At 45.9% G+C, this 20396-nt stretch carries 15 protein-coding genes; 8 read left to right on the plus strand and 7 right to left on the minus strand.

All coding sequences use genetic code 11. From position 1 onward, the window contains the following. The first annotated feature begins 27 nt into the window (after window positions 1-27). From QUB11_RS13700 to QUB11_RS13720, 5 genes are all read left to right on the plus strand, one after another. Window positions 28-954, plus strand: coding sequence for an ABC transporter permease (locus tag QUB11_RS13700; RefSeq protein ID WP_333203544.1), 927 nt, complete (start codon window positions 28-30; stop codon window positions 952-954). A gap of 28 nt (window positions 955-982) precedes the next feature. Continuing rightward, on the plus strand, window positions 983-1666 hold the full coding sequence (gene biuH, locus QUB11_RS13705) for a biuret amidohydrolase (protein ID WP_333203546.1): 684 nt from the start codon (window positions 983-985) through the stop codon (window positions 1664-1666). A gap of 115 nt (window positions 1667-1781) precedes the next feature. Beyond that, window positions 1782-3389, plus strand: coding sequence for an ABC transporter ATP-binding protein (locus QUB11_RS13710; RefSeq protein WP_333203548.1), 1608 nt, complete (start codon window positions 1782-1784; stop codon window positions 3387-3389). Window positions 3390-3406: 17 nt separating this feature from the next. Next, window positions 3407-3769: a cupin domain-containing protein gene (locus QUB11_RS13715; RefSeq protein ID WP_333203550.1), complete on the plus strand. Its 363-nt coding sequence runs from the start codon at window positions 3407-3409 to the stop codon at window positions 3767-3769. After that, window positions 3760-4437 (plus strand): cysteine hydrolase, encoded by a 678-nt coding sequence (locus QUB11_RS13720; protein WP_333203552.1) that lies wholly within the window; start codon window positions 3760-3762, stop codon window positions 4435-4437. Before QUB11_RS13715 ends, QUB11_RS13720 begins: the two co-directional genes overlap by 10 nt. Before the next feature lie 419 nt (window positions 4438-4856). On the opposite strand, the gene QUB11_RS13725 is transcribed toward QUB11_RS13720, so the two are convergent. From QUB11_RS13725 to purL, 7 genes are all read right to left on the minus strand, one after another. Continuing rightward, window positions 4857-5942 (minus strand): DUF3474 domain-containing protein, encoded by a 1086-nt coding sequence (locus tag QUB11_RS13725; protein WP_333203554.1) that lies wholly within the window; start codon window positions 5940-5942, stop codon window positions 4857-4859. Between the two features lie 734 nt (window positions 5943-6676). Beyond that, on the minus strand, window positions 6677-8143 hold the full coding sequence (gene purF / locus QUB11_RS13730; RefSeq protein WP_333203556.1) for an amidophosphoribosyltransferase: 1467 nt from the start codon (window positions 8141-8143) through the stop codon (window positions 6677-6679). A 710-nt stretch (window positions 8144-8853) separates the two neighbouring features. Then, window positions 8854-9180: a type II toxin-antitoxin system RelE/ParE family toxin gene (locus tag QUB11_RS13735; RefSeq protein WP_333176490.1), complete on the minus strand. Its 327-nt coding sequence runs from the start codon at window positions 9178-9180 to the stop codon at window positions 8854-8856. Beyond that, complete coding sequence (locus tag QUB11_RS13740) at window positions 9177-9425, minus strand: type II toxin-antitoxin system ParD family antitoxin (protein WP_333203562.1); 249 nt, start codon at window positions 9423-9425, stop codon at window positions 9177-9179. The genes QUB11_RS13735 and QUB11_RS13740 overlap by 4 nt, the downstream gene beginning before the upstream one ends. Before the next feature lie 243 nt (window positions 9426-9668). Further along, window positions 9669-11705: a bifunctional serine/threonine-protein kinase/formylglycine-generating enzyme family protein gene (locus QUB11_RS13745; protein ID WP_333203564.1), complete on the minus strand. Its 2037-nt coding sequence runs from the start codon at window positions 11703-11705 to the stop codon at window positions 9669-9671. 238 nt (window positions 11706-11943) lie between these two features. Beyond that, window positions 11944-13674 carry a bifunctional serine/threonine-protein kinase/formylglycine-generating enzyme family protein gene (locus QUB11_RS13750; protein WP_333203566.1) on the minus strand — a complete coding sequence of 577 codons (1731 nt, stop codon included), beginning with the start codon at window positions 13672-13674 and terminating at the stop codon, window positions 11944-11946. Between the two features lie 227 nt (window positions 13675-13901). After that, window positions 13902-16577, minus strand: coding sequence for a phosphoribosylformylglycinamidine synthase subunit PurL (purL, locus tag QUB11_RS13755; protein WP_333203568.1), 2676 nt, complete (start codon window positions 16575-16577; stop codon window positions 13902-13904). A gap of 135 nt (window positions 16578-16712) precedes the next feature. On the opposite strand from purL, the gene QUB11_RS13760 reads away from it, so the two are divergent. The 3 genes from QUB11_RS13760 (at window position 16713) to QUB11_RS13770 (ending at window position 20384) form a co-directional block, all read left to right on the plus strand. Further along, window positions 16713-17318, plus strand: a complete 606-nt coding sequence (locus QUB11_RS13760) for a pentapeptide repeat-containing protein (protein ID WP_333203570.1) — start codon at window positions 16713-16715, stop codon at window positions 17316-17318. Window positions 17319-17367: 49 nt separating this feature from the next. Next, complete coding sequence (locus QUB11_RS13765) at window positions 17368-18567, plus strand: flagellar assembly protein H (protein WP_333203572.1); 1200 nt, start codon at window positions 17368-17370, stop codon at window positions 18565-18567. A gap of 62 nt (window positions 18568-18629) precedes the next feature. Then, window positions 18630-20384 (plus strand): DUF3352 domain-containing protein, encoded by a 1755-nt coding sequence (locus QUB11_RS13770; protein ID WP_333203574.1) that lies wholly within the window; start codon window positions 18630-18632, stop codon window positions 20382-20384. Window positions 20385-20396: the final 12 nt, after the last annotated feature.

The raw sequence follows: 20396 nt of genomic DNA on the forward strand, positions 1-20396 counted from the left end.
CAAAATCTCAAATCGGAGGAATCCACAATGGCAGCAGAAGTATTAGGTTGGTGGGGAGTACCTTTAGGTATTTTAGCAGGAACTTTGCGGGGTAGCGCTCCATTTTTGTTCGTCAGTTTGGGCGAATGCCTGACTGAAAAAAGCGGCAAGATTAATTTGGGGTTAGAAGGGACACTGTTAACGGGTGCGATGAGTGCCTATGCTATTTCTTATCAGACTGGATCGCCTTGGTTAGGTGTTTTAGCCGCTGGTCTAGCGGGCATGGTACTAGGTTTTATCCACGCTTGGCTGTGCATACAACCAAAAGTAAACGACATTGCCGTAGGCATCGCCATGATTATTTTTGGTAGCGGCATTGCTTTCTTTTTTGGCAAACCTTTTATTCAACCAAGTGCCACCCAGTTGCCTAGTTTACCTCTGGGTGCTTGGAGTCATCTGCCTCCGGTGCAATCAGCGCTACAAATTTGTCCCCTATTTTTGTTAGGTGTAGCGATCGCCCCTCTAATGCAGTGGTTCTTTAAATCAACTCGCTGGGGGTTATTTATTCGTGCAGTTGGGGATAGTCCCGATGCTGCAAAAGCAATGGGAATCTCCATTAATAAAGTTCGTATGCTCTGCATTATCGCAGGCAGTTTCTTAGCTGGAATTGGTGGTGCTTATTTATCCCTTTACTATCCCGGTAGCTGGACAGAACGCATCTCTAGCGGTCAAGGACTAATGGCGGTAGCGCTGGTAATTTTCGCCCGTTGGAATCCAGTTCAGTGCTTATACGCCTCGTTGCTATTTGGGGGAGCACAGGCGATCGGCCCCGCTTTGCAATCAGTAGGGGTGGATTCCTATTACTACTTATTCAATGCTTCACCCTACATCCTGACGCTGGCGATCATGATTATTACTTGTTCGCCAAAACGAACTTTGACCGGCGCGCCTGGATCTTTAGGAACTAGCACGTAAAACAGGAATTTATCGCAAGGAAGAAAACATGGGACGTTTTGTAGAAGCTGAACCATATCCTTATCCTTACAATGGCGATTTGCGGCCAGAAAATACGGTGCTGCTGATAATTGATATGCAAATTGATTTCTGCGGCATTGGTGGATATGTTGACAAGATGGGCTACGACTTGTCACTGACTCGCGCTCCTATTGAGCCAATCAAGCAAGTCTTAGAAGTGGCACGGGCGAAGCACTTCCATATCATGCACACCCGCGAAGGACACCGCCCCGACTTAGCAGATTTACCAGAAAACAAGCAGTGGCGATCGCGCCAAATTAACGCCGGAATTGGCGATCCCGGCCCCTGCGGTAGAATTCTCGTTCGAGGTGAAGCAGGGTGGGAAATCATTCCAGAACTCGCGCCTTTGCCTGGTGAAGCGGTGATTGACAAGCCTGGAAAAGGCTCCTTCTATGCCACGGATTTAGATCTGCTACTGAAACGCAAAGGCATTCAAAATATTGTTTTGGCTGGCATTACAACCGATGTCTGCGTCCATACCACAATGCGAGATGCAAACGATCGCGGTTATGAATGTTTGCTCTTATCTGACTGTACGGGCGCAACAGATTATGGCAACCATTTGGCGGCACTTAAGATGATTCAGATGCAGGGAGGAGTGTTTGGAACTGTTGCTGATTCAGAAGCATTTATCAAAGCTTTAAGTGTTTAATTTTGAGGAAACAAAAAGTAAATACTTCAAGCATTGAAATGAATCCAGCCATCTAACTAAAGAATCAAATCTCATAAATAGCCGATAAACTGAAAACTTTACAGGAGATAAAAACATGACAGAAGTGAAAGACTCTCTAGCCAAAAACTCAGCACTAAATACTCAAAATTATCTAGACAGTCAAGACTCAAACTTCACAACTCAAAACTTTATTCAACCACCAGAACTAGAGGTGGTTAACATGACTAAGCGGTTTGGCACGATGACTGCACTTGATAACTTCTCAATGACGCTAAAACCAGGGACGTTTCATGCTTTGCTGGGCGAGAACGGAGCCGGCAAAAGTACCCTTGTTAAATGTGTGATGGGTTTCTATACTCCTACTTCAGGCCAAGTTTTGATTGATAAGCAGGAAACTGCGATCGCAAGCCCTCGCGATGCTCATAAGTACGGCATTGGCATGGTTTACCAGCACTTCACCTCTGTGCCTGCGATGACTGTAGCGGAAAATCTGGTTTTGTCCCGCTTTGATAGCCCTAATTTGATTAACTGGAAAGCAGAGTACGAGCAGTTAAAGGCTTTTATGAAAACTGCTCCTTTCCGAGTTCCTCTAGATACCCCGGTCTTTCAATTAGCTGCTGGGGAAAAACAAAAGCTAGAAATTCTTAAACAGATATATCTTCAGAGTCGGATCTTGATTCTGGATGAACCTACTTCGGTGCTGACTCCGCAGGAAGCGGATGAGGTTTTAGGTTTACTGCGCGCAGAAGTTACTGCCGGAAGATTAAGCGTCTTAATTATCAGCCACAAATTCCGGGAAGTGATGGCGTTTTGCGATAGCATCACGGTGCTGCGTAAAGGGAAGTTTGCAGGTCAGGGTTTGGTAAAGGATCTGACTGTCTCGGATATGTCTGAAATGATGATGGGTGAAAGGCGTGAGCCAACACAAGTTGAAAAGACAGCCCCGCCAACGACTATTCCTGTCCTTGAAGTTAAAGACCTTCATGCCAATAAAGACAACGGTATGGAGGTATTGACAGGAGTAAATCTCACAGTTCACAGCGGCGAAGTTGTTGGGATTGCAGGTATCTCTGGCAATGGTCAGCGGGAATTGGTGGAGGTGTTGGCTGGTCAGCGTTCTGCTACAAGTGGAGATGTGTTGGTCAATGGCGAAGTTTATACAGCAACACGAGCCGAGATGTTTAAACATCAGGTCTTCGCCCTACCAGAAGAACCCCTTCATAATGCTTGTGTGCCACACATGAGTGTGGCAGAAAATTTAGCGCTGCGGACGTTTGATCGCCCTCCCCAAGCTAAAGCAAGTATCTTACTCATCCTGAAAGAAATTAGGCAGGCGGCTAAGAGCTTAATTAATACTTTCAAAATTAAAACGCCTTCGCCAGATACGCCTATCGGCAATCTGTCGGGGGGAAATGTACAGCGCACAGTGTTAGCGCGGGAACTCTCTGCCGAACATATTAAGTTACTAATTGCCGCGAATCCTTGCTTTGGTCTTGATTTTGCTGCTGTGGAGTATATTCACGGTCAGATTATTGAGGCTCGCAACCGAGGTGTAGCTGTGTTATTGGTGAGCGAAGATTTAGATGAACTGCTGAAGTTGTCCGATCGGGTTTTGGTAATTAGTGGCGGGAATTTTACTTATGAAAGTACGATCGCAGATGCAGATTTTGTTCAGATAGGTAAGAGTATGGCAGGACACTAATCAATTTGGGAATACCTATGACTGAACTACTGAACCAAACTTTGCTCCTTAAGGATTTACCTAATATCGCGACGTGGCAGAATGAGTTGGCTTGGCAACCATTCCGTGATGGGGTGGAAATCTACCGACTTTATGGTGACAACGAAAGTGGATCGGCTGCGGCTCTATTGCGGTATCAGCCGGGAGCAAGTGTCCCAAGGCACACGCATACTGGTTTTGAACATATTTATGTACTAACTGGATCGCAAACTGACCAGAATGGCGAACACCAAGCCGGAACTTTTGTGATTAACCCGCCTAACAGTAATCACAGTGTTGTCAGCCAAGCTGGCTGCATAGTCCTAGTAATTTGGGAAAAACCTATATCAATATGGTCTTAATATCTGCCCAACCTTATGATTATGAACTGCCAGTCTCTGGCGGGGTGGCTTTGGTTATCATCGATATGCAGCGAGATTTTTTGGAGCTTGGGGGATTTGGTGAAGCTTTAGGCAATGATGTCAGCCAACTACAGGCGATCGTACCAACGGTAAAGCAGTTGTTAGAGGTATTTCGCGATCGCCATCTCCCTATTGTTCACACTATTGAAGGTCATCAACCTGACCTTTCTGATTGTCCTCCATCTAAGCAAAAGCGGGGTCAAAGTAAACTGAAAATTGGCGATCGAGGCCCGATGGGACGAATTTTAATTTTGGGTGAGCCGGGGAATTCAATTATCTCAGAATTGACACCTAGGCCTGATGAGATAGTAATTAATAAACCAGGTAAGGGCGCTTTTTATCACACTAATTTGGAATTAATTCTTCGTGAAAAAGCGATTACTCACCTAATTTTTACTGGAGTCACGACTGAGGTTTGCGTTCAAACAACTATGCGTGAGGCTAACGATCGGGGGTTTGAATGTTTACTTGTTGAGGATGCTACTGCCAGTTACTTTCCAGAGTTTAAACAGAGTGCGATCGATATGATTCGCGCCCAAGGCGGTATTATTGGTTGGACTGCAAAGGCTGAAGTAGTAATACAAGCTTTGGAAAAATCGCAGCCTTAAATTTAAAAACTGTTGGCTATCCCGGATGTTTGGGGTAAAAAGTAGTGGCTGATATATTTTTTCGGGACAATGAAGGCTGAAAACCTCGATGCAGCTAGCTGGGGGGGTGACAAAGAGGTCTATAAAGCTGAGAGGTTGTACTATTGTCAGTAACAGGCTTTCCGGCCTGTTCCACAAAGAAGAGAACTCTGGGTTTGGGGCGGTTTGTCACCCCTCCAGATGTGATATCAAATCCGGTAGCATCGTCCTGTATTCATCTCTGTATTCTCTCCCTCTGCGTTCTCTGCGCCCTCTGCGGTTAAATCATTCCGATACAACCGGAAACGATATGAAACATCTGATGAAACACGCGCAAAAATAATGAAAAACCCGGTTTCTTTAAGAAGCCGGGTTTTTACGTATTCTATTGTTTATTGAAGCTACTTAACTTCAGCCGATCGCCGACTGTTAGGTGATTCGTAGTAAACTCCAGAACCTGTATCGGAGACAAAATGACAATCCCAGTAAGAGCGAATAAAGCTCTTCCAAATTGGATCGGTTGACTTGCGATAATAATCGCCCAACACTGGTTTAATTGCTTCCGTTGCTTCCTTCAAGTGATAGTGGGGCATTGTCGAGAAAATGTGGTGGGCTACGTGAGTGCCGATATCGTGATGGATGGAATTGATGATTCCGTAGTCGCGATCGATCGTAGACAATGCACCTTTCAAGAAAGACCAATCATTACCGCGATACCAAGGAATATCGGCTTCTGTGTGGTGCAGGAATGTTACCAAATCCAGCCACATCACGAACACTACATAGGGAACCAAGTAGAACTTGAGTAAAAACAGCCAACCAAACTGATAGGTTAGCGCGCCTAAAAAGCCTACCATCAGTACCAAGGATGCGGAACTTGTCAACACATCCCATTTTTCGGACGGACGGAAAATCGGGCTACCGGGCATGAAGTGAGAACCTACCCGATCGGGCGATCGGCGAAATAGATAAATTGGATAGGCAAATAACATCAAATAAAAGCGTCCCAGCTTTTCGTACCAAGGCATTTGATTGTATTTGCTCTCCGATACCGGATACCAGCTTTCATCGTTATCTAAGCTGCCTGTATTTGCGTGGTGGGTTCTGTGACTAATCCGCCAACCGTGGAAGGGCACGAGAATTGGAGCGTGGGAGAGGTGTCCGATCAGGTTGTTGAGCCATTTGCTCTTAGAAAATGAACCGTGTCCGCAGTCGTGGCCCACTACAAACAATGCCCAAAACATGGTTCCTTGCATCAACCAAAAGATTGGATAAAAGAGCCAGGAATCGAGGGTGTAGGCGATCGCATACAAACCTGCGATGATGCCAATATCTAAAAAGAAATAAGCCAGAGATTTCCATGCCGAGGGCTCAAAACAGTGGGCTGGAATGGCTGCCTTGATATCTTGAAGAGTAAAAGGTAACTCTGCTGTACGAGAGGATGAGCCTTGATTGCTCGGCTGATTGAGAACAGTATTTGATTGCACGAAGTTTCCGATTTAAGCTGACTTGAGAAACCGCATTCCGCCTTCTTTTAACAGTCAATCGATTTTAGATTTTAGATTTTAGATTTTAGATTCACTCCACAGATGAATCTGGGGGCTTAACTAATATCTAAATTTTTTGGCTCTCCCCGACTCATGTGGGGGGCTTGTATCGCCTATGCAGGTGAGGTAACATTCAAACTGCAAGGAGCCATATTTTTTACTCTGCAAGGGTTTCTAAAGTTCTTTAGTTCGCATGAACAGCCCGTCCGCGATTCTCAAGCAAGTTGGCTTGTGGAATACTTGTGTGGGAAAATTTAGTGCGATCGACCCTGTTATCTGAAAAAATCTCATGTGCCCGTTGTTGGTGCGAAATGCGACTTCAATCTGAGAGTGTACATCTGGAGGAACTACCTCCAGTCTGCAGGTAGCATACAGCGTTTCGAGCAGGAATTGTGAACGAGAGTGTAAGGAAAAACCATCTATTTTAGATTGGCGATTTTAGATTCAAGCACAAATCTCAAATCTCCAATCTCAAATCTCCAATCCGAGGGTTGGGTTTCACACAAGTGATACCCAAGCGACTGTTCACTACAGTTCACCAATTCTGCAAGAATTGCTAAAGCTAAGTTAATGTAACATTTCTACACACATTCTGGCAATGACTTACCAGAAAAACTTGAAAATCCATAAATTGCGGAAAGTGACGGGCGATCACTTTCCCGCTTGTTGATTTTCTAGGTTCCAGCTTTTTCTAATATGAGCTTAGACCGTTTTACCATTTCTGGAACGTCGATCGGATAATCGCCGGTGAAACACGCCGAACAAAAACTCATCGGGTCTTCGTTAGTCGCCTTCAGCATTCCATCCCAACTCAAGAAAGCCAAAGAATCTACTCCAATTTGGGCGCCGATTTCTGCGACTGACTTAGTAGCAGCAATCAACTGATCTTGATTGTCGGTGTCGATCCCGTAGAAACACGGATGAGTCACCGGTGGCGAGGAAATTCTCATGTGAACTGCGGTTGCGCCAGCATCCCGCAAGGCTTTGACGATTTTGCGGCTGGTAGTACCGCGCACGATCGAATCATCGATAATAATTACCCGCTTTCCTTCCAACACATCTTTGAGAGGGTTGAGTTTCATGCGGATTCCTGACTCCCGCATTGTCTGAGTCGGTTGAATAAAAGTGCGCCCGACGTAGCGATTTTTAATCAATCCTTCGGCGTAAGGAATGCCGGAAGCTTGAGAAAAGCCGATCGCCGCCGGGATTCCAGAATCGGGAACGCCGATGACTATATCCGCATCAGCCGGAGATTCTGCAGCCAACAAACGCCCGATCCGCAGGCGGTAGCTGTACAAACTTTCACCTTCCATTTGGCTATCGGGGCGAGCAAAATAGATCATTTCAAAGATGCAAAGTTTGCGCTTCTGCTGCTGACTCCAGTGGAAGGAAGCCATACCTTCCTCTGTAATCCAAACTAATTCCCCCGGTTCTACGTCCCGCAAAAATTCAGCACCGATAATATCCAAGCCACAAGTTTCCGATGCTAAAACGTATCGTACCGGAGTTGTGGGGAGGATGCCAATTACCAGCGGGCGGACGCCCTGGGGGTCGCGGACTCCCATCACGCCTTTGGGGGTGGCGATCGTCAAACTAAAGGCTCCTTGGCACATAGCAAACGCACTGATCGCTGCTTCCAGCCAGTCTTTGCCCTTGTCTACCTCGGAACCGATCGCCACTGCGATCGCCTCTGAATCCGTCGTGCTGACAAACTCGCACTTCCGAGACAGCAATTCTTCCCGCAATTCTTTGGTATTGACAAGATTCCCGTTATGTGCTAATGCCAGACTTCCCAAACGAGTTTCGACAACCACAGGCTGAGCGTTGACCACGCGCGACGAGCCGGTAGTAGAGTAGCGAGTGTGCCCTACGGCTAAGTTACCGGGCAAGTGACCTAAACTCGATTCGTTGAAGACTTGGGAAACCAGTCCCATATCTTTGTGCAGGTGGACTTTTTCACCGTCAAAGGTGGCAATCCCTGCGGATTCCTGACCCCGGTGCTGCAAGGCATACAAACCGAAGTAGGTCAACTTGGCGACATCTTCACCCGGTGCGTAGATACCGAAAACGCCACAAGCTTCCTCGGGCTTGTCGGGTTTGCTAGAATGCTCGTCAGCCGCGAAGGAATGGTTGGGAATCATAGATGGGTGGGTTCCTAATGGGGAAGGTGGGTTAGGGGGACAGTTTCAGCGGGAAATCTTGTTTGCGAAAGCGTCGCATAACTTAACATTCCCTTAATCTTGCCACGGATCTGTCATTATTTCCAACTCGTGTAGCATTTCAGACAGAAGCGATGCGGCGTTTAATGGCATTGTAGTATCGATCGCCGCCAAATCCTATATTAACCTTGATTAATTGTGGGCGAGGGATTCGGCGAGAGATTCGGCGATTGAAAGAGACTGTTGGCTAATTCGCCGAGGGCGTTACCCCTCGCATCTGGAATGCAGCATTTGGGTTCGCTATTGGTAGTTAATAGCTATATGGTTAATTAAATATTTAGTCCTGAGCCACTATTTTTAGGGGTGAGGGGTGAAACCATTTTTAAATTCGCCAGCAGTCTCTTGAAATCGCTTAAGAGTCAAACTCTCGTCCCAACAGAGGGGAACGAAGAGACAGGCGATCGTGCAATGGCAAATAAATTATAAAATTGCTTCACGGGCTTTTTGAAATATTAGGATTTAACGGCGATCGAGCTTGACTTTTCTGTGAGATTGACATACTATATTATCATGGGAATCTGTGCGGTCATGTAAAGTCTATTTTGGGCGCGATCGAGTATTAAGTAATGTCGACAGGAGTTAACCGTGGGATGGAGATTTGGCAGCCTGAAAAATTTTCCTACTCTACAAAGTCAATCAGCTTCATCTCCTGACAAAACTTCCTCTAAATCTCTCGCTGCGTGCAGAATTCTCACTACCTCAATATAGTTATCAAAAGACAGATAGAAAATCAGATAATTCTCAAACCCCCTAACTGACAATCTTCGCAAACCCTCCAACCGTGGATTTTGAACCGGATACAGGCGACCCATTCCCGACATTTGAGCCAATCTCGCAAATGTCTGACGTGCTGCATCAAAAAAACGCAATGCAGCATCAAGATTATTTTGAGCAATATAAGCAAAATTTTCGTCTAAATCTTGACTTGCTCTTGGTGTAATGACAATCCGTTTAGTCATTGCTGCTGTCGGTCAAGTTTCTGCACCAACTGAGCGCGTTTTTGCTCCCACCAATCATCGGTAATCTCTATCGAATTGCCACTATCCAAACCAGCCAACAATAACGACTCAACCCGCGCGAGTCTTGCTTGTTCTTGGCGAATTAGGTGCAAGATGTATTCCGCTGCATTACTGTAGCCTCCGATTGCCACTTGTTCGTTAATAAAATTTTCAATTGAATCGGGAAGAGGAAGATTGAGGGTCATATTTTTTATCCTTCCTGATGTGTGACCTTGGCATATTTTAACTATTATAGGACTTATGCACGGGTGGTCAGAAACCGGGTTTTTTTGCCCAGAAGACGCGCTACAGACCGCAAAAACCCCAAAAAACCCGGTTATGAAGGTTTTGATGCGTCAAGGACTATATTTATCAACCAGGTTGAAACCGCCGAGTCTTAAAAGAAAAGTCCTCGCGGGAGACTACTGTACAGAAGCGAAAACCGGAGACTACGCGGAAACCAAAGCCACGCGAAAACCGATGTCTGAGTAACGATCGCCCGCCAAATTGCTAAGACGATACGCACTGCGACAATTCACCGCAGTGTCCTTCCAGGAACCGCCACACCGCACCCGGCGATCGCTTCGATCGTTGTCGAGATGACTGCACCATTCCCAAACATTTCCGTGCATATCATAAAGTCCAAAAGCATTGGGTGAAAAATTCCCGACATCAGTTGTTTGTTTGCGGTAAAGTCCCTTCGATGCCCCAGCGTAGGGATTATTGCCATTATAATTAACTAAATCTGGGGTAATAGTTTCGCCAAAATAGAAAGGTGTTTTAGTTCCGGCGCGGCAAGCATATTCCCATTCCGCTTGTGAAGGTAAGCGATAAGTCTTGCCTGTTTTTTTAGAAAGCCGCTTGCAGAATTCCACAGCGTCATTCCAGCTTACTTTTTCGACAGGAAGTTTCGCACCTTTGAACTCAGAAGGGTTATTTCCCATCACCGCTTGGTATTGTTCTTGAGTTATCTCATATTTACCAATAAAAAAAGCAGGGATATTCACGGTACGCTGCGGCCCTTCATAACTACTTCGTCCGGCTTCCGTATCGGGCGAACCCATCAAGAAACTGCCGCCAGGAAGTGCTACCATCTCTAGAGTAATAGCATTGCCAATATTTTCTATAAAAGCCTGTGCTTTTCCTTGACGGCGGTTGGCAATTTGCCCCGTTGAGTTGACTGTCACTGTTTCAAAAGTAAAGCTTTTTAAAGCATTGGAAGATGGCGTAGGTTTTGGAGTTTCTGGTGCGGGTTTTGGAGATGGTTTTGGAGAGGGTTTTGGCGATGGACTTTCTGCTACAGATTGTGGAGATGGTTTTGGCGATGAACTTTTGGCTGTAGTTTTTGGAGATGATTTTTGAGCTGAGGATTTAGGAGATGGGGCCGCCTTGTTGGATGAAGGTGGAAGATTTGGTGAAGATGAAGAAGTTTTGTTGTTCAACAAACTTTGACCCAGCACAGCTAATGCAAAGCCTCCCCCAGCAAAACCCGCTAATTGCAAGAAACCTCGCCTTGTTGTGTTAGTTCGTAACGGCAAAGAGTGCTGTGGAATCACAGGAATTGTGGGAATTGGTGTCGGTGCGGGAGATTGTCTTGACTGACCGTGAAAATCTCTTAAAACTTCCTCTGCTGATTGATAGCGCTGCTGGATATCTTTTGCCAACAACTTAGATAAAATCAATTCCAATTCCTTGTCTATGGGACTCTTCAAATGTTGCTGCCAATTTCCAGTCCAGCTATAACCGTGTTCCGTCCACAAACCATAAGGATGTACCCCCGTCAGTAGATGAAAAGCCGTCGCCCCCAAGCTAAACAAATCGCTTGCTGCATAAGCTTCACCCCCTTGCATTTGTTCAAGCGGTGCATAACCATGCGAACCAATTTGCGTTCCCTGTCGCGATATCACTGTTCCCGACAACTGTTTGGAAACTCCGAAATCAATCAGCACTAACACACCGTCGCTGCGACGGCACATAATATTCTCAGGCTTGATATCTCGGTGAACAATTTTTTGTTCGTGAACAAATTTGAGAACAGGTAGAAGTTCGAGTAATAGTTGCTTAACTTGGCTTTCTTGCCACATTCCCTGATTGTGGAAAAGCGTCAACAAATTCTCCCCATCAACAAACTGCTGTACGAGATACAAATATTTGTTGTCTTCAAAGTAGGCATCAAGGGATGGAATTTGGGGATGTTGTCCTAGCTGTTGCAGTTGTCTAGCTTCTAGCTGAAATAATTCTACCGCTTTGTTAATCGCCCAAGTTCCCTGGACATCGGGTGCTAATTGTTTAACGACACAGGGTTGATTTAGTCTATCAATATCTTCTGCTAAATAGGTTCGACCGAAGCCACCTTGACCGAGGAGTTTGATCATGCGGAAGCGATTTCGCAGGATGGGTACGAGTTGAAGGCCACAACTGATGCAATATGTTTGCCCGTCAGGGTTTTGAGGATTGGGGCAGTCGGGATTGATACAGCAAATCATTTATTTTAGGAATGATATTGTTTATATTGTATAGATTGACTGGGCGATTGAATCGACGATTGATAGGGCGATTGAAAAAATTATCCTAATTTGTAGGGTGCGTCGCTGTGAAATTTTCTAGGCAATTTGCAGATTTTTAATGCGACGCACCTTACTATTGTGTGGTGCGTCGCTGTGAAATTGTCGATCTTCCTTACAGATTTTTGATGCGACGCACCCTACCACTACTACGCGGAAACTAGGACGAGGAAGAAACCGAAGCTACCGCCACACGAAAACCCCAGTTCCTCAACTTGTAGCCCGCCGAATTCCTGTCACGATCGGCACTACGGGAATAGAGCGCATGGTTGTTCCATGAACCACCACGCAGCACCCGCTTATTATCCGTTGCAGTTTCCCAAGAACTTCCGTCAGTCGGTGCGCCACTATAATTATCGTGCCATTTATCGCTGCACCATTCCCAAACATTCCCCTGCATATCATACAAACCAAACGGATTCGGCGGAAAACTCCCCACATCCGTTGTTTGTTTGCGGTAAAGTCCCTTCGGCGCAGCATTGTAGGGATAATTGCCATCATAATTAACTAAATCCGGGGTAATTGTCTCGCCAAAATAGAACGGTGTTGTAGTTCCCGCGCGACAAGCATATTCCCATTCCGCTTCCGATGGTAAGCGATAAGTCTTCCCTGTTTTTTGAGAAATTTTCTGGCAGAATTCCAGAGCATTATTCCAGCTTACTTGTTCTACAGGACGTTTCAAACCTTTGATATCAGAAGGGTTATTCCCCATCACTACTTCCCACTGTTCTTGAGTAATGGGATATTTACCCATAAAAAAAGGAGAGATATTAACAGTACGCTGCGGCCCTTCATTGTTACTTCGCCCTGCTTCTGTACTGGGGGAACCCATCACGAAACGGCCGCCAGGAATTGCTACCATGTCTAAGATTGCACCGCTACCTAAATTTTCGCTGAAAAATTGTGCTTGACGCTGTTGGCGGTTAGTTATATTACCCCGCACATCAACTGTCACCACTTCAAAGTCTATTTTTTGTAAATTTATGCTATTTTTGGGCGTTGACTGACGTTGAAAATCTATTAAAACTTCCTCTGCTGATTGATAGCGCTGCTGGATATCTTTTGCCAACAACTTAGATAAAATCAATTCCAATCCCTTGTCTATGGGACTTTTCAAATGTTGCTGCCAATTTCCAGTCCAACTATAACCCTGTTCCACCGACAAATCAGAAGGATGTATCCCCGTCAGTAGATGAAAAGCCGTCGCCCCCAAGCTAAACAAATCACTGGCTGGATAAGCTTCACCCGATTTCATTTGTTCAAATGGTGCATAACCATCCGAACCAATTCGCGTTCCCAGTCTCGACATCACTGTTCCCGACAACTGTTTGGAAACTCCGAAATCAATCAGCACTAACAAACCGTCGCTGCGACGGCGCATAATATTCTCAGGCTTGATATCTCGATGAATGATTTTTTGTTCGTGAATAAACTTGAGAACAGGTAGAAGTTCGAGTAATAGTTGCTTAATTTGGCTTTCTTGCCAAATCCCCTGATTTTGCAAAAGGTTTAACAAATTATCACCATCGACAAACTGCTGTACGAGATACAAATATTTGTCTTGTTCAAAATAGGCATCTAGTGATGGGATTTGCGGATGTTGTCCTAGCTGTTGCAGTTGTCTGGCTTCTTGCTGAAATAATTCTCTCGCTTTGCTACTCTCCCAAGTCCCCTGGAAATTTGGTGCTAATTGTTTAACGACACAGGGTTGATTTAGTCTATCAATATCTTCTGCTAAATAAGTTCTGCCGAAGCCACCTTTGCCGAGGAATCCGATGGGGCGGTAACGGCTTCGCAGGATGGGTACGAGTTTAAGGCCACAACTGATACAATATGTTTGCCCGTCGGGGTTTTGAGGATTGGCGCAGTCGGGATTGATACAGCAAATCATTTATTTTATGAATGATACTGTTTATATTGTATAGTGTCTAAGAACCCGGACTTCTGTTATAGGTTTTTCTAAGAATCGTGAATTTTGTAAGAATTTGGGGTTATTGGGCGTGTTTTAAAACCGGAGATCCCCCTAGCCCCCCTTAAGAAGGGGGGGACAAGAGTATTCAAAGTCAGCCCCTACTCCCCTTTTTAAGGGGGATTTAGGGGGATCGAAACTTCAGGTTGTCAGGCAGATGCAATCCGACGCTCGATCGCATTATAGAACCGATCGCCCATCTCACCCATCGCAACCTCAATTAACACTTGATTGTCAGCACTCACAACCCGCAAAGGTGATTCAGCACAGCAAACTACACCAATTTTCTGCCACATATTGGTCAAATGTTCTTGCAGGTAAGCTTCCCAAATTCCTTGATTTTTCGGTGCGACTGAAACTACAATGCAGTTGCCCATTTCACCAAACAAAATTTCATCCCAGCGGCCGACATTTGCCGAATTACAACTGAGATGAATTTCTGCACCCATTTTAGCAGAGATACAGGATTCGGCGAGGGCGATCGCAATTCCACCTTCCGCACAATCATGGGCAGAACCTACCCAACCTTGCCGAATTCCATCACGACAAACCGATTGCACTTTTCTTTCCAACTCAAAATCTATCCTTGGCGGTTTCCCAGCTACAATCCCGTGAATTGCCGCTAAATATTCCGAACCTCCCAAAGTAGGAGAAGTTTCGATTTTTGAGCTTTCAGATAGCGAAGATTCACCCAAATCCATCCGTGTATCCGTGTCATTCTCCGTGTCGTGCGCTTGGGAATTTTCAGATAGCAAAGATTCACCCAAATCCATCCGTGTATCCGTGTCATCATCCGTGTCGTGCCGCCCCATTCCCAGCACATAAATTAAATCACCTTTCTTTAGCCAAGCTTGGCCGCAAATCTTCTTCAAATCGGGAATTAACCCCACCATTCCGATTACCGGAGTCGGATAAATTGGTTGAGGATTCCCCTCAGCATCAACAGTTTCATTGTAAAGAGAAACATTCCCCCCAGTCACAGGCGTTCCCAACTCCCGACAAGCATCAGCAATCCCGCGACAAGCTGAGGCTAACTGCCAATATCCGATCGGCTTTTCGGGACTGCCAAAATTCAAATTATCAGTAACTGCCAGAGGTTCAGCGCCCACACAACTTAAATTTCTCGCTGCTTCCGCTACGACTGCTTTTGCACCTTCATAAGGATCGAGATAAACATAACGAGAATTGCAATCAACCGTTGCAGCAACTCCGGGAATAACCCCTTGCTGCGGCACTTCCTTCTTGCTAAGGGGGGGAGAAAGTTTTGGAGTTTCCCTACCTTGTGCCTTTGTAAATAGAGGAATTACCTCTTCTTCCTGTTTGCTTTCAGAAACTTCAGAAACAGCATCTTCTCTCTTTAGCCCCCCCTTAGCAAGGGGGGGTTGGGGGGGTTCTTCCAGCCCTTTACCAAGGGAGGAGTGGCAAGGTTCTAGAGGACGCAATCTAACAACCGCAGCATCAGCGCCTCCCGGTAAAACAACAGTATTGTTTTGCACTTGATGGTCGTATTGGCGATAAACCCAGCGTTTAGAAGCGATGGTGGGAGTATCTAAAAGCGTTAGCAAAATCTGAGTCCAAGTTTGGAAATTGCCGTTAATTTCGATACCTGTAACTGTGGATTGTGGTAGGGAATCCGCTGTCCACTCCCATGCTTTTTTAGCATATTCTGGCGGCTCTGTCAATAGTTCTCGGTGATAAATTGGGGTGTTATCTGCCAAAGCAGTCGCGGTAATTTCGGCCGCGATTTCGCCTTTAAAGAGAATTCGGACGATCGGCTCTTCAATCACTGTACCCGCTACAACCGCGTGCAATCCCCAGCGATGGAAAATATCAATTAATTCCTGTTCCCGTCCTTTTTGGGCAACAAATAACATCCGTTCTTGGGATTCTGAAAGCAGGTATTCGTAGGGAATCATGCCACTTTCTCGAACGGGAACTTTGTCTAAATCGAATTCAATGCCGACCCCGCCTTTGGCTGCCATTTCTGATGTGGAACAGGTGATTCCTGCCGCACCCATGTCTTGGGCGGCGACGACTGCACCGGTTTTGAATGCTTCTAAACAAGCTTCAATTAAGGATTTTTCTAAAAATGGATCTCCTACTTGGACTGCGGGGCGATCGTCCATTGATTTGTCGGTCAATTCTGCACTGGCAAAACTTGCTCCTCCCATGCCATCTCGCCCCGTAGTTGAACCGACGTAAAGCACGGGATTTCCGATTCCCGAAGCGCCGGATTTGACGATTTCTTGAGTTTCCATTAAACCCAAGGCCATGACGTTAACTAGCGGGTTGCCAGAATAAGCAGGATCGAAGTAAACTTCGCCGCCAACTGTGGGCACGCCGATGCAATTTCCATAATGGGAAATTCCCGATACTACGCCTTTGAATAACCTCTGAGTTTTAGCATCGTCTAAGTTGCCAAAACGCAGGGAATTTAAAAGTGCGATCGGGCGAGCACCCATTGTGAAGATATCGCGGAGAATCCCCCCGACACCGGTTGCTGCACCTTGGAAAGGTTCGACTGCTGACGGGTGGTTGTGGGATTCAATTTTGAAGGCGAGTTGCAAGCCGTCTCCCAAGTCTACGACGCCGGCATTTTCTCCGGGCCCGACGAGAATTCGATCGCCCTCTGTGGGAAACTGTTTTAATAGTGGCCGCGAATTTTTGTAACAGCAGTGTTCGCTCCACATGACGCCGAACATTCCCAATTCAGCTTTATTAGGATGGCGGCCAAGACGCTGAACGATTTCTTCATATTCTTCAGGTGTGAGTCTTTCACCGGCAATTTGTTCGGGGGAAAATGGGGATTCGGAGATGGGAGACATGGAAACTCGTTATAAACCACAGGCTTTATTCTAAATGCCCTGCGGTTGCTTAATCTAAAATCTATAATCTAAAATCTAAAATCCCAGGCATTTGCTTGGTTAATCTAAAATCTAAAATCTAAAATCTAAAATCGAATGACTTTACCTCGAAATCTCAATTTTGCTAACCAAAACTTGCGGAACCGTTCTTTTAAAGGGCTTGACTTGTCAGGGGCGAATTTCAGCGGTTGCGACATTCGAGGCTGCAATTTCACCGGGGCGATTTTGAGGGGGGCAAATTTTCAGGGTGTCAGAACCGGACAAAGCCGCAGGCGGGTGAGAAATTTGATTGCTAGGGCTGGGGTGACAGCGGTGACAGTGACGGCTGCTGGGGCTTTGACGGGACTGATAGCCGGGGCGGATGCGGGGGCTGTGGCTGTGGCTGGAACCGCTGCGACGGCGATTGCTGCGACTCGGTGCGAGGCTGGGATTGTGGCGGGGGCTGTGGCTGGGGCTGCTGCTGCGATCGGGGCTAGCGGTATTGTGACATTTTTGGGCGGAGATACTCTCAGGGGAATTGTCTTATTTTTGGTTTCTGGGGTAATTCTGGGGTTAACTGCGATCGGCTTTTTTATCGCTGTTGAAGAAATAGAAAAATTATCGATAACGTCGTTTAGAAAAGCTGATTTAACTGATGCTGTATTCGATCCGGGGGCGGTTCTAGATGCCGATTTTTCCGATGCGCGAGGAGTGCCGTGGTAGACAACCTGCTTCTAAAATCTAAAATCTAAAATCTCAAATCTCAAATCGGATGACTAAGTTTCCCCACGATCAGTTTGCAAAAGAATACCTGCAAGAGTTATTGTCACCTCTTGGAGAAGTAGAAACGAGCAAAAACGTCACTGCTGAAGTTAGAGAAATTGATGTTTGGTTTCAACCAACTTCTTTTGAGGGCGAATATGTCCAAAGTTTGGGTTTGTTAGGTAAAATGGCTGCAACGGCGGCGATAATTGAACCGTTTCGCAATCCTGTGACTGCTGAGGGAATTTTTAGCTGTGTCGTTAAGTTATTAAATAGTAGAGCAGAGCTGGGGCGGCGGGCTAATCGAGAAAATCAACGTTTCGATGAAAGACAATTGCCGATGTTGATGTTGTGGATTCTCACTCCTACTGCTTCGGAGGCTTTATTAAGCAGTTTTGGTTTTCGGACTCCCGAAGAGTCTGAGGGCTGGGGGAGGGGAGTTTATTTTTTATCGGAGGTTTGGAGAGTTGGGTTAATCGCTATTCACCAGCTACCGAGGACTCCAGAGACGATATGGTTGCGGATGTTGGGTAGGGGTCGAGTGCAGCAAGGGGCGATCGCGGAATTAACTGCATTTCCCATTGATGCTTCAATTCGAGCTAATGCGCTACAATTACTTTACATCTTGCAGGAAAATTTGCAAGCGAATACACCAACTAATCCCACAATGGATGATGAAGATCAGGAGTTAGTTATGGCGATCGTACCCCTTTTTCAACAAAAGTTACAAGAAGCACGAGAACAAGGTCTTGTACAAGGTATTGTACAAGGTCTTGAGCAAGGAAGAGAACAAGGAATTGAACAAGGAATTGAGCAAGGAAGAGAACAAGGAAGAGAACAAGGAAGAGAACAAGGACAGCGGTTGATTTTAGAGAGTTTATTGCAGGTCAGATTTGGGGAGTTAGACCCGCTAACTGTCACCTTTTTGCGCCCGGTATCGGCTCTACCTACTGCCGAGTTTACGAGGTTGTTAGTGCAATTGTCTATGCTGCCGATCGCACAAATCGATCGCCAACAAGTCCAAACTTTGCTAGCGGAAAGTATTTTGAACAACCGCTTCACCCAATCAGGACAAGAAGAACGCCCGGTTAATCTCATCCCCAATTTGCTCAGCTTATCCCCAGAAAATTTATCATTACTGCTGTCAGAATTGCCTCAATTATCGCTGGAAAATCTGATAGCTAGATTACCCGATACACTTGAAAACTAACAATGTGGCGAGAACCCCGACTTCTTAAACAAGTCCGGGTTCTGGGTGTATAATCAGAGACTGTGGTAATTTGTCATTTGCCGATGAAATTGCGATCGTTCTTTTCTTTCCTCATTGCTGGCGTCTTGGCACTCTTAGGCTTGAGTGCCGGTGGTTTTTACTGGCTGACAACTCACACTCCCCTGAATTTGCTCGCTGGCGGGCCGACAACTACTCCGGCTGCGGCTGTGTTTGTCTCGAAACAAGCACCTTTGTTAGCTTCAATGCTGGTAAATCCCGATCGCCTCGAAGCATTGCGACAAGTTTTTGCCACTCCCGAAGAAAGAAGTCGATCGCACGCGGAATTTGAGCAAATCAAAAAAAGTTTCCTCGGCAATACAGGCCTGGATTACAGTCGAGATATCCAACCTTGGATAGGTGACGAAATAACCCTCGCCGTCACAACGCCAGATTTCGATGGCGACAGCAGCAACGGCAAACAAGCCGGGTTTTTGCTGGCGGTTTCCTCCCAAAAGGTCGATCGCAGTCAACAATTTCTCGACTCCTACTGGCGCCAACAATCTCGTGGCGATAAAACAGTGCAGTCGGAAATATATAAAGGCGTGAGAATTAATTATAAACAAGCACCAAGATCCCAGAAAAAATCTGCTTCGCTTTCGCCTTTTAATCCGTTTTCTCTGCCGACTTCCAAGTTGCCATCCAGCTTCGCAACAGCAGCCATCGGCGGTAATTTTAATTCTGGGAATAACCAAAGTTTTGTTTTATTTTCCAATAGCCCGATTGTGATTCGAGATGCAATTAATAACCTTGAAACAGCAAACCTAAATCTCAACAATACCCCGGAATATCAAAAAGCTTTGCAGCAGCTAACTCAAGGCAGAATCGCTTTAGCATTTGTCAATCTCCCGCAATCAGCAACCGAACAAAATCCCCAAGTTTCTCTTAATTCCCTCGCAGTTGCTGTCGGAGTCAACCGACGGGGATTGCTGGCTCAAACTGCTTTAGTGACATCGCGAGAAAACACAGCTTCTCCCACACTCTCCGAACCTGTGCAAGCCTTGCAATACATTCCCTCAGCCAGTCCTTTCGCGGTCGCCAGCACCGATTTAAGGAATTTTTGGGCTGATTTGTCATCGGCGGTTTCTACTAACGCTGAAGTCTCAAATTTAGTCGATCGCACCCTGGGAGATATTCAGCAAGTTTGGGGCGTCAACCTGCCGCAGGATATATTTGACTGGGTACAAGGAGAATACGCTTTAGCAGTGCTTCCGAATTCGTCAAATAGTGCTGACTGGATTTTTGCAGCCGAAAAATCTGCTAATTCCCAAAAGGATCTCGACAAACTCGATGAAATTGCCCGCAGCAAAGAATACAGCATCGGCAGCTTTACTCTGAGAAACCAGAAAATTACCGCTTGGACGCAGTTGACAACCAGCCCCAATTATGGTAAAGAAAATAATATAAAAAGTGCGATCGAAACCGAGGCAAAAGGAGTCCGAGCCACCGTCGGCAAATACGAAATTTTCACCACTTCAGTAGAAGCAATGGACGCAGCACTAGAAGCAGCAGAAACAGGCTCTTTAGTTGCCAATCAAGATTTTCAAACCAGTATTGAACCGCTACCGCCATCTAACGACGGCTATTTTTATTTAGACTGGCCCTCCAGCAGGGCAATTTGGGAAAAACAAATCCCGCTGTTGAGGTTAATTGAACTTTCGGCAAGACCATTGTTCGACCACTTGCGATCGCTCACTGTCACCAGTACGGGAGAAATAACAGGAATTCGCAAAGCTACTATATTTATGCGGCTCAATTAGTTAGAAGTCATT

The sequence above is a fragment of the Microcoleus sp. B6-A1 genome, from assembly GCF_036705085.1.
GTDB lineage: Bacteria > Cyanobacteriota > Cyanobacteriia > Cyanobacteriales > Microcoleaceae > Microcoleus.

What these genes read in the sequence shown, in the direction of transcription:
- QUB11_RS13765 (WP_333203572.1), top strand. Translation starts at nt 17,368, where the DNA reads ATGACTAAGTTTCCCCACGATCAGTTTGCAAAAGAATACCTGCAAGAG.
- QUB11_RS13715 (WP_333203550.1), top strand. Translation starts at nt 3,407, where the DNA reads ATGACTGAACTACTGAACCAAACTTTGCTCCTTAAGGATTTACCTAAT.
- QUB11_RS13760 (WP_333203570.1), top strand. Translation starts at nt 16,713, where the DNA reads ATGACTTTACCTCGAAATCTCAATTTTGCTAACCAAAACTTGCGGAAC.
- biuH (WP_333203546.1), top strand. Translation starts at nt 983, where the DNA reads ATGGGACGTTTTGTAGAAGCTGAACCATATCCTTATCCTTACAATGGC.
- QUB11_RS13735 (WP_333176490.1), bottom strand. Translation starts at nt 9,180, where the DNA reads ATGACTAAACGGATTGTCATTACACCAAGAGCAAGTCAAGATTTAGAC.
- QUB11_RS13750 (WP_333203566.1), bottom strand. Translation starts at nt 13,674, where the DNA reads ATGATTTGCTGTATCAATCCCGACTGCGCCAATCCTCAAAACCCCGAC.
- purF (WP_333203556.1), bottom strand. Translation starts at nt 8,143, where the DNA reads ATGATTCCCAACCATTCCTTCGCGGCTGACGAGCATTCTAGCAAACCC.
- QUB11_RS13745 (WP_333203564.1), bottom strand. Translation starts at nt 11,705, where the DNA reads ATGATTTGCTGTATCAATCCCGACTGCCCCAATCCTCAAAACCCTGAC.
- purL (WP_333203568.1), bottom strand. Translation starts at nt 16,577, where the DNA reads ATGTCTCCCATCTCCGAATCCCCATTTTCCCCCGAACAAATTGCCGGT.
- QUB11_RS13740 (WP_333203562.1), bottom strand. Translation starts at nt 9,425, where the DNA reads ATGACCCTCAATCTTCCTCTTCCCGATTCAATTGAAAATTTTATTAAC.
- QUB11_RS13700 (WP_333203544.1), top strand. Translation starts at nt 28, where the DNA reads ATGGCAGCAGAAGTATTAGGTTGGTGGGGAGTACCTTTAGGTATTTTA.
- QUB11_RS13720 (WP_333203552.1), top strand. Translation starts at nt 3,760, where the DNA reads ATGGTCTTAATATCTGCCCAACCTTATGATTATGAACTGCCAGTCTCT.
- QUB11_RS13710 (WP_333203548.1), top strand. Translation starts at nt 1,782, where the DNA reads ATGACAGAAGTGAAAGACTCTCTAGCCAAAAACTCAGCACTAAATACT.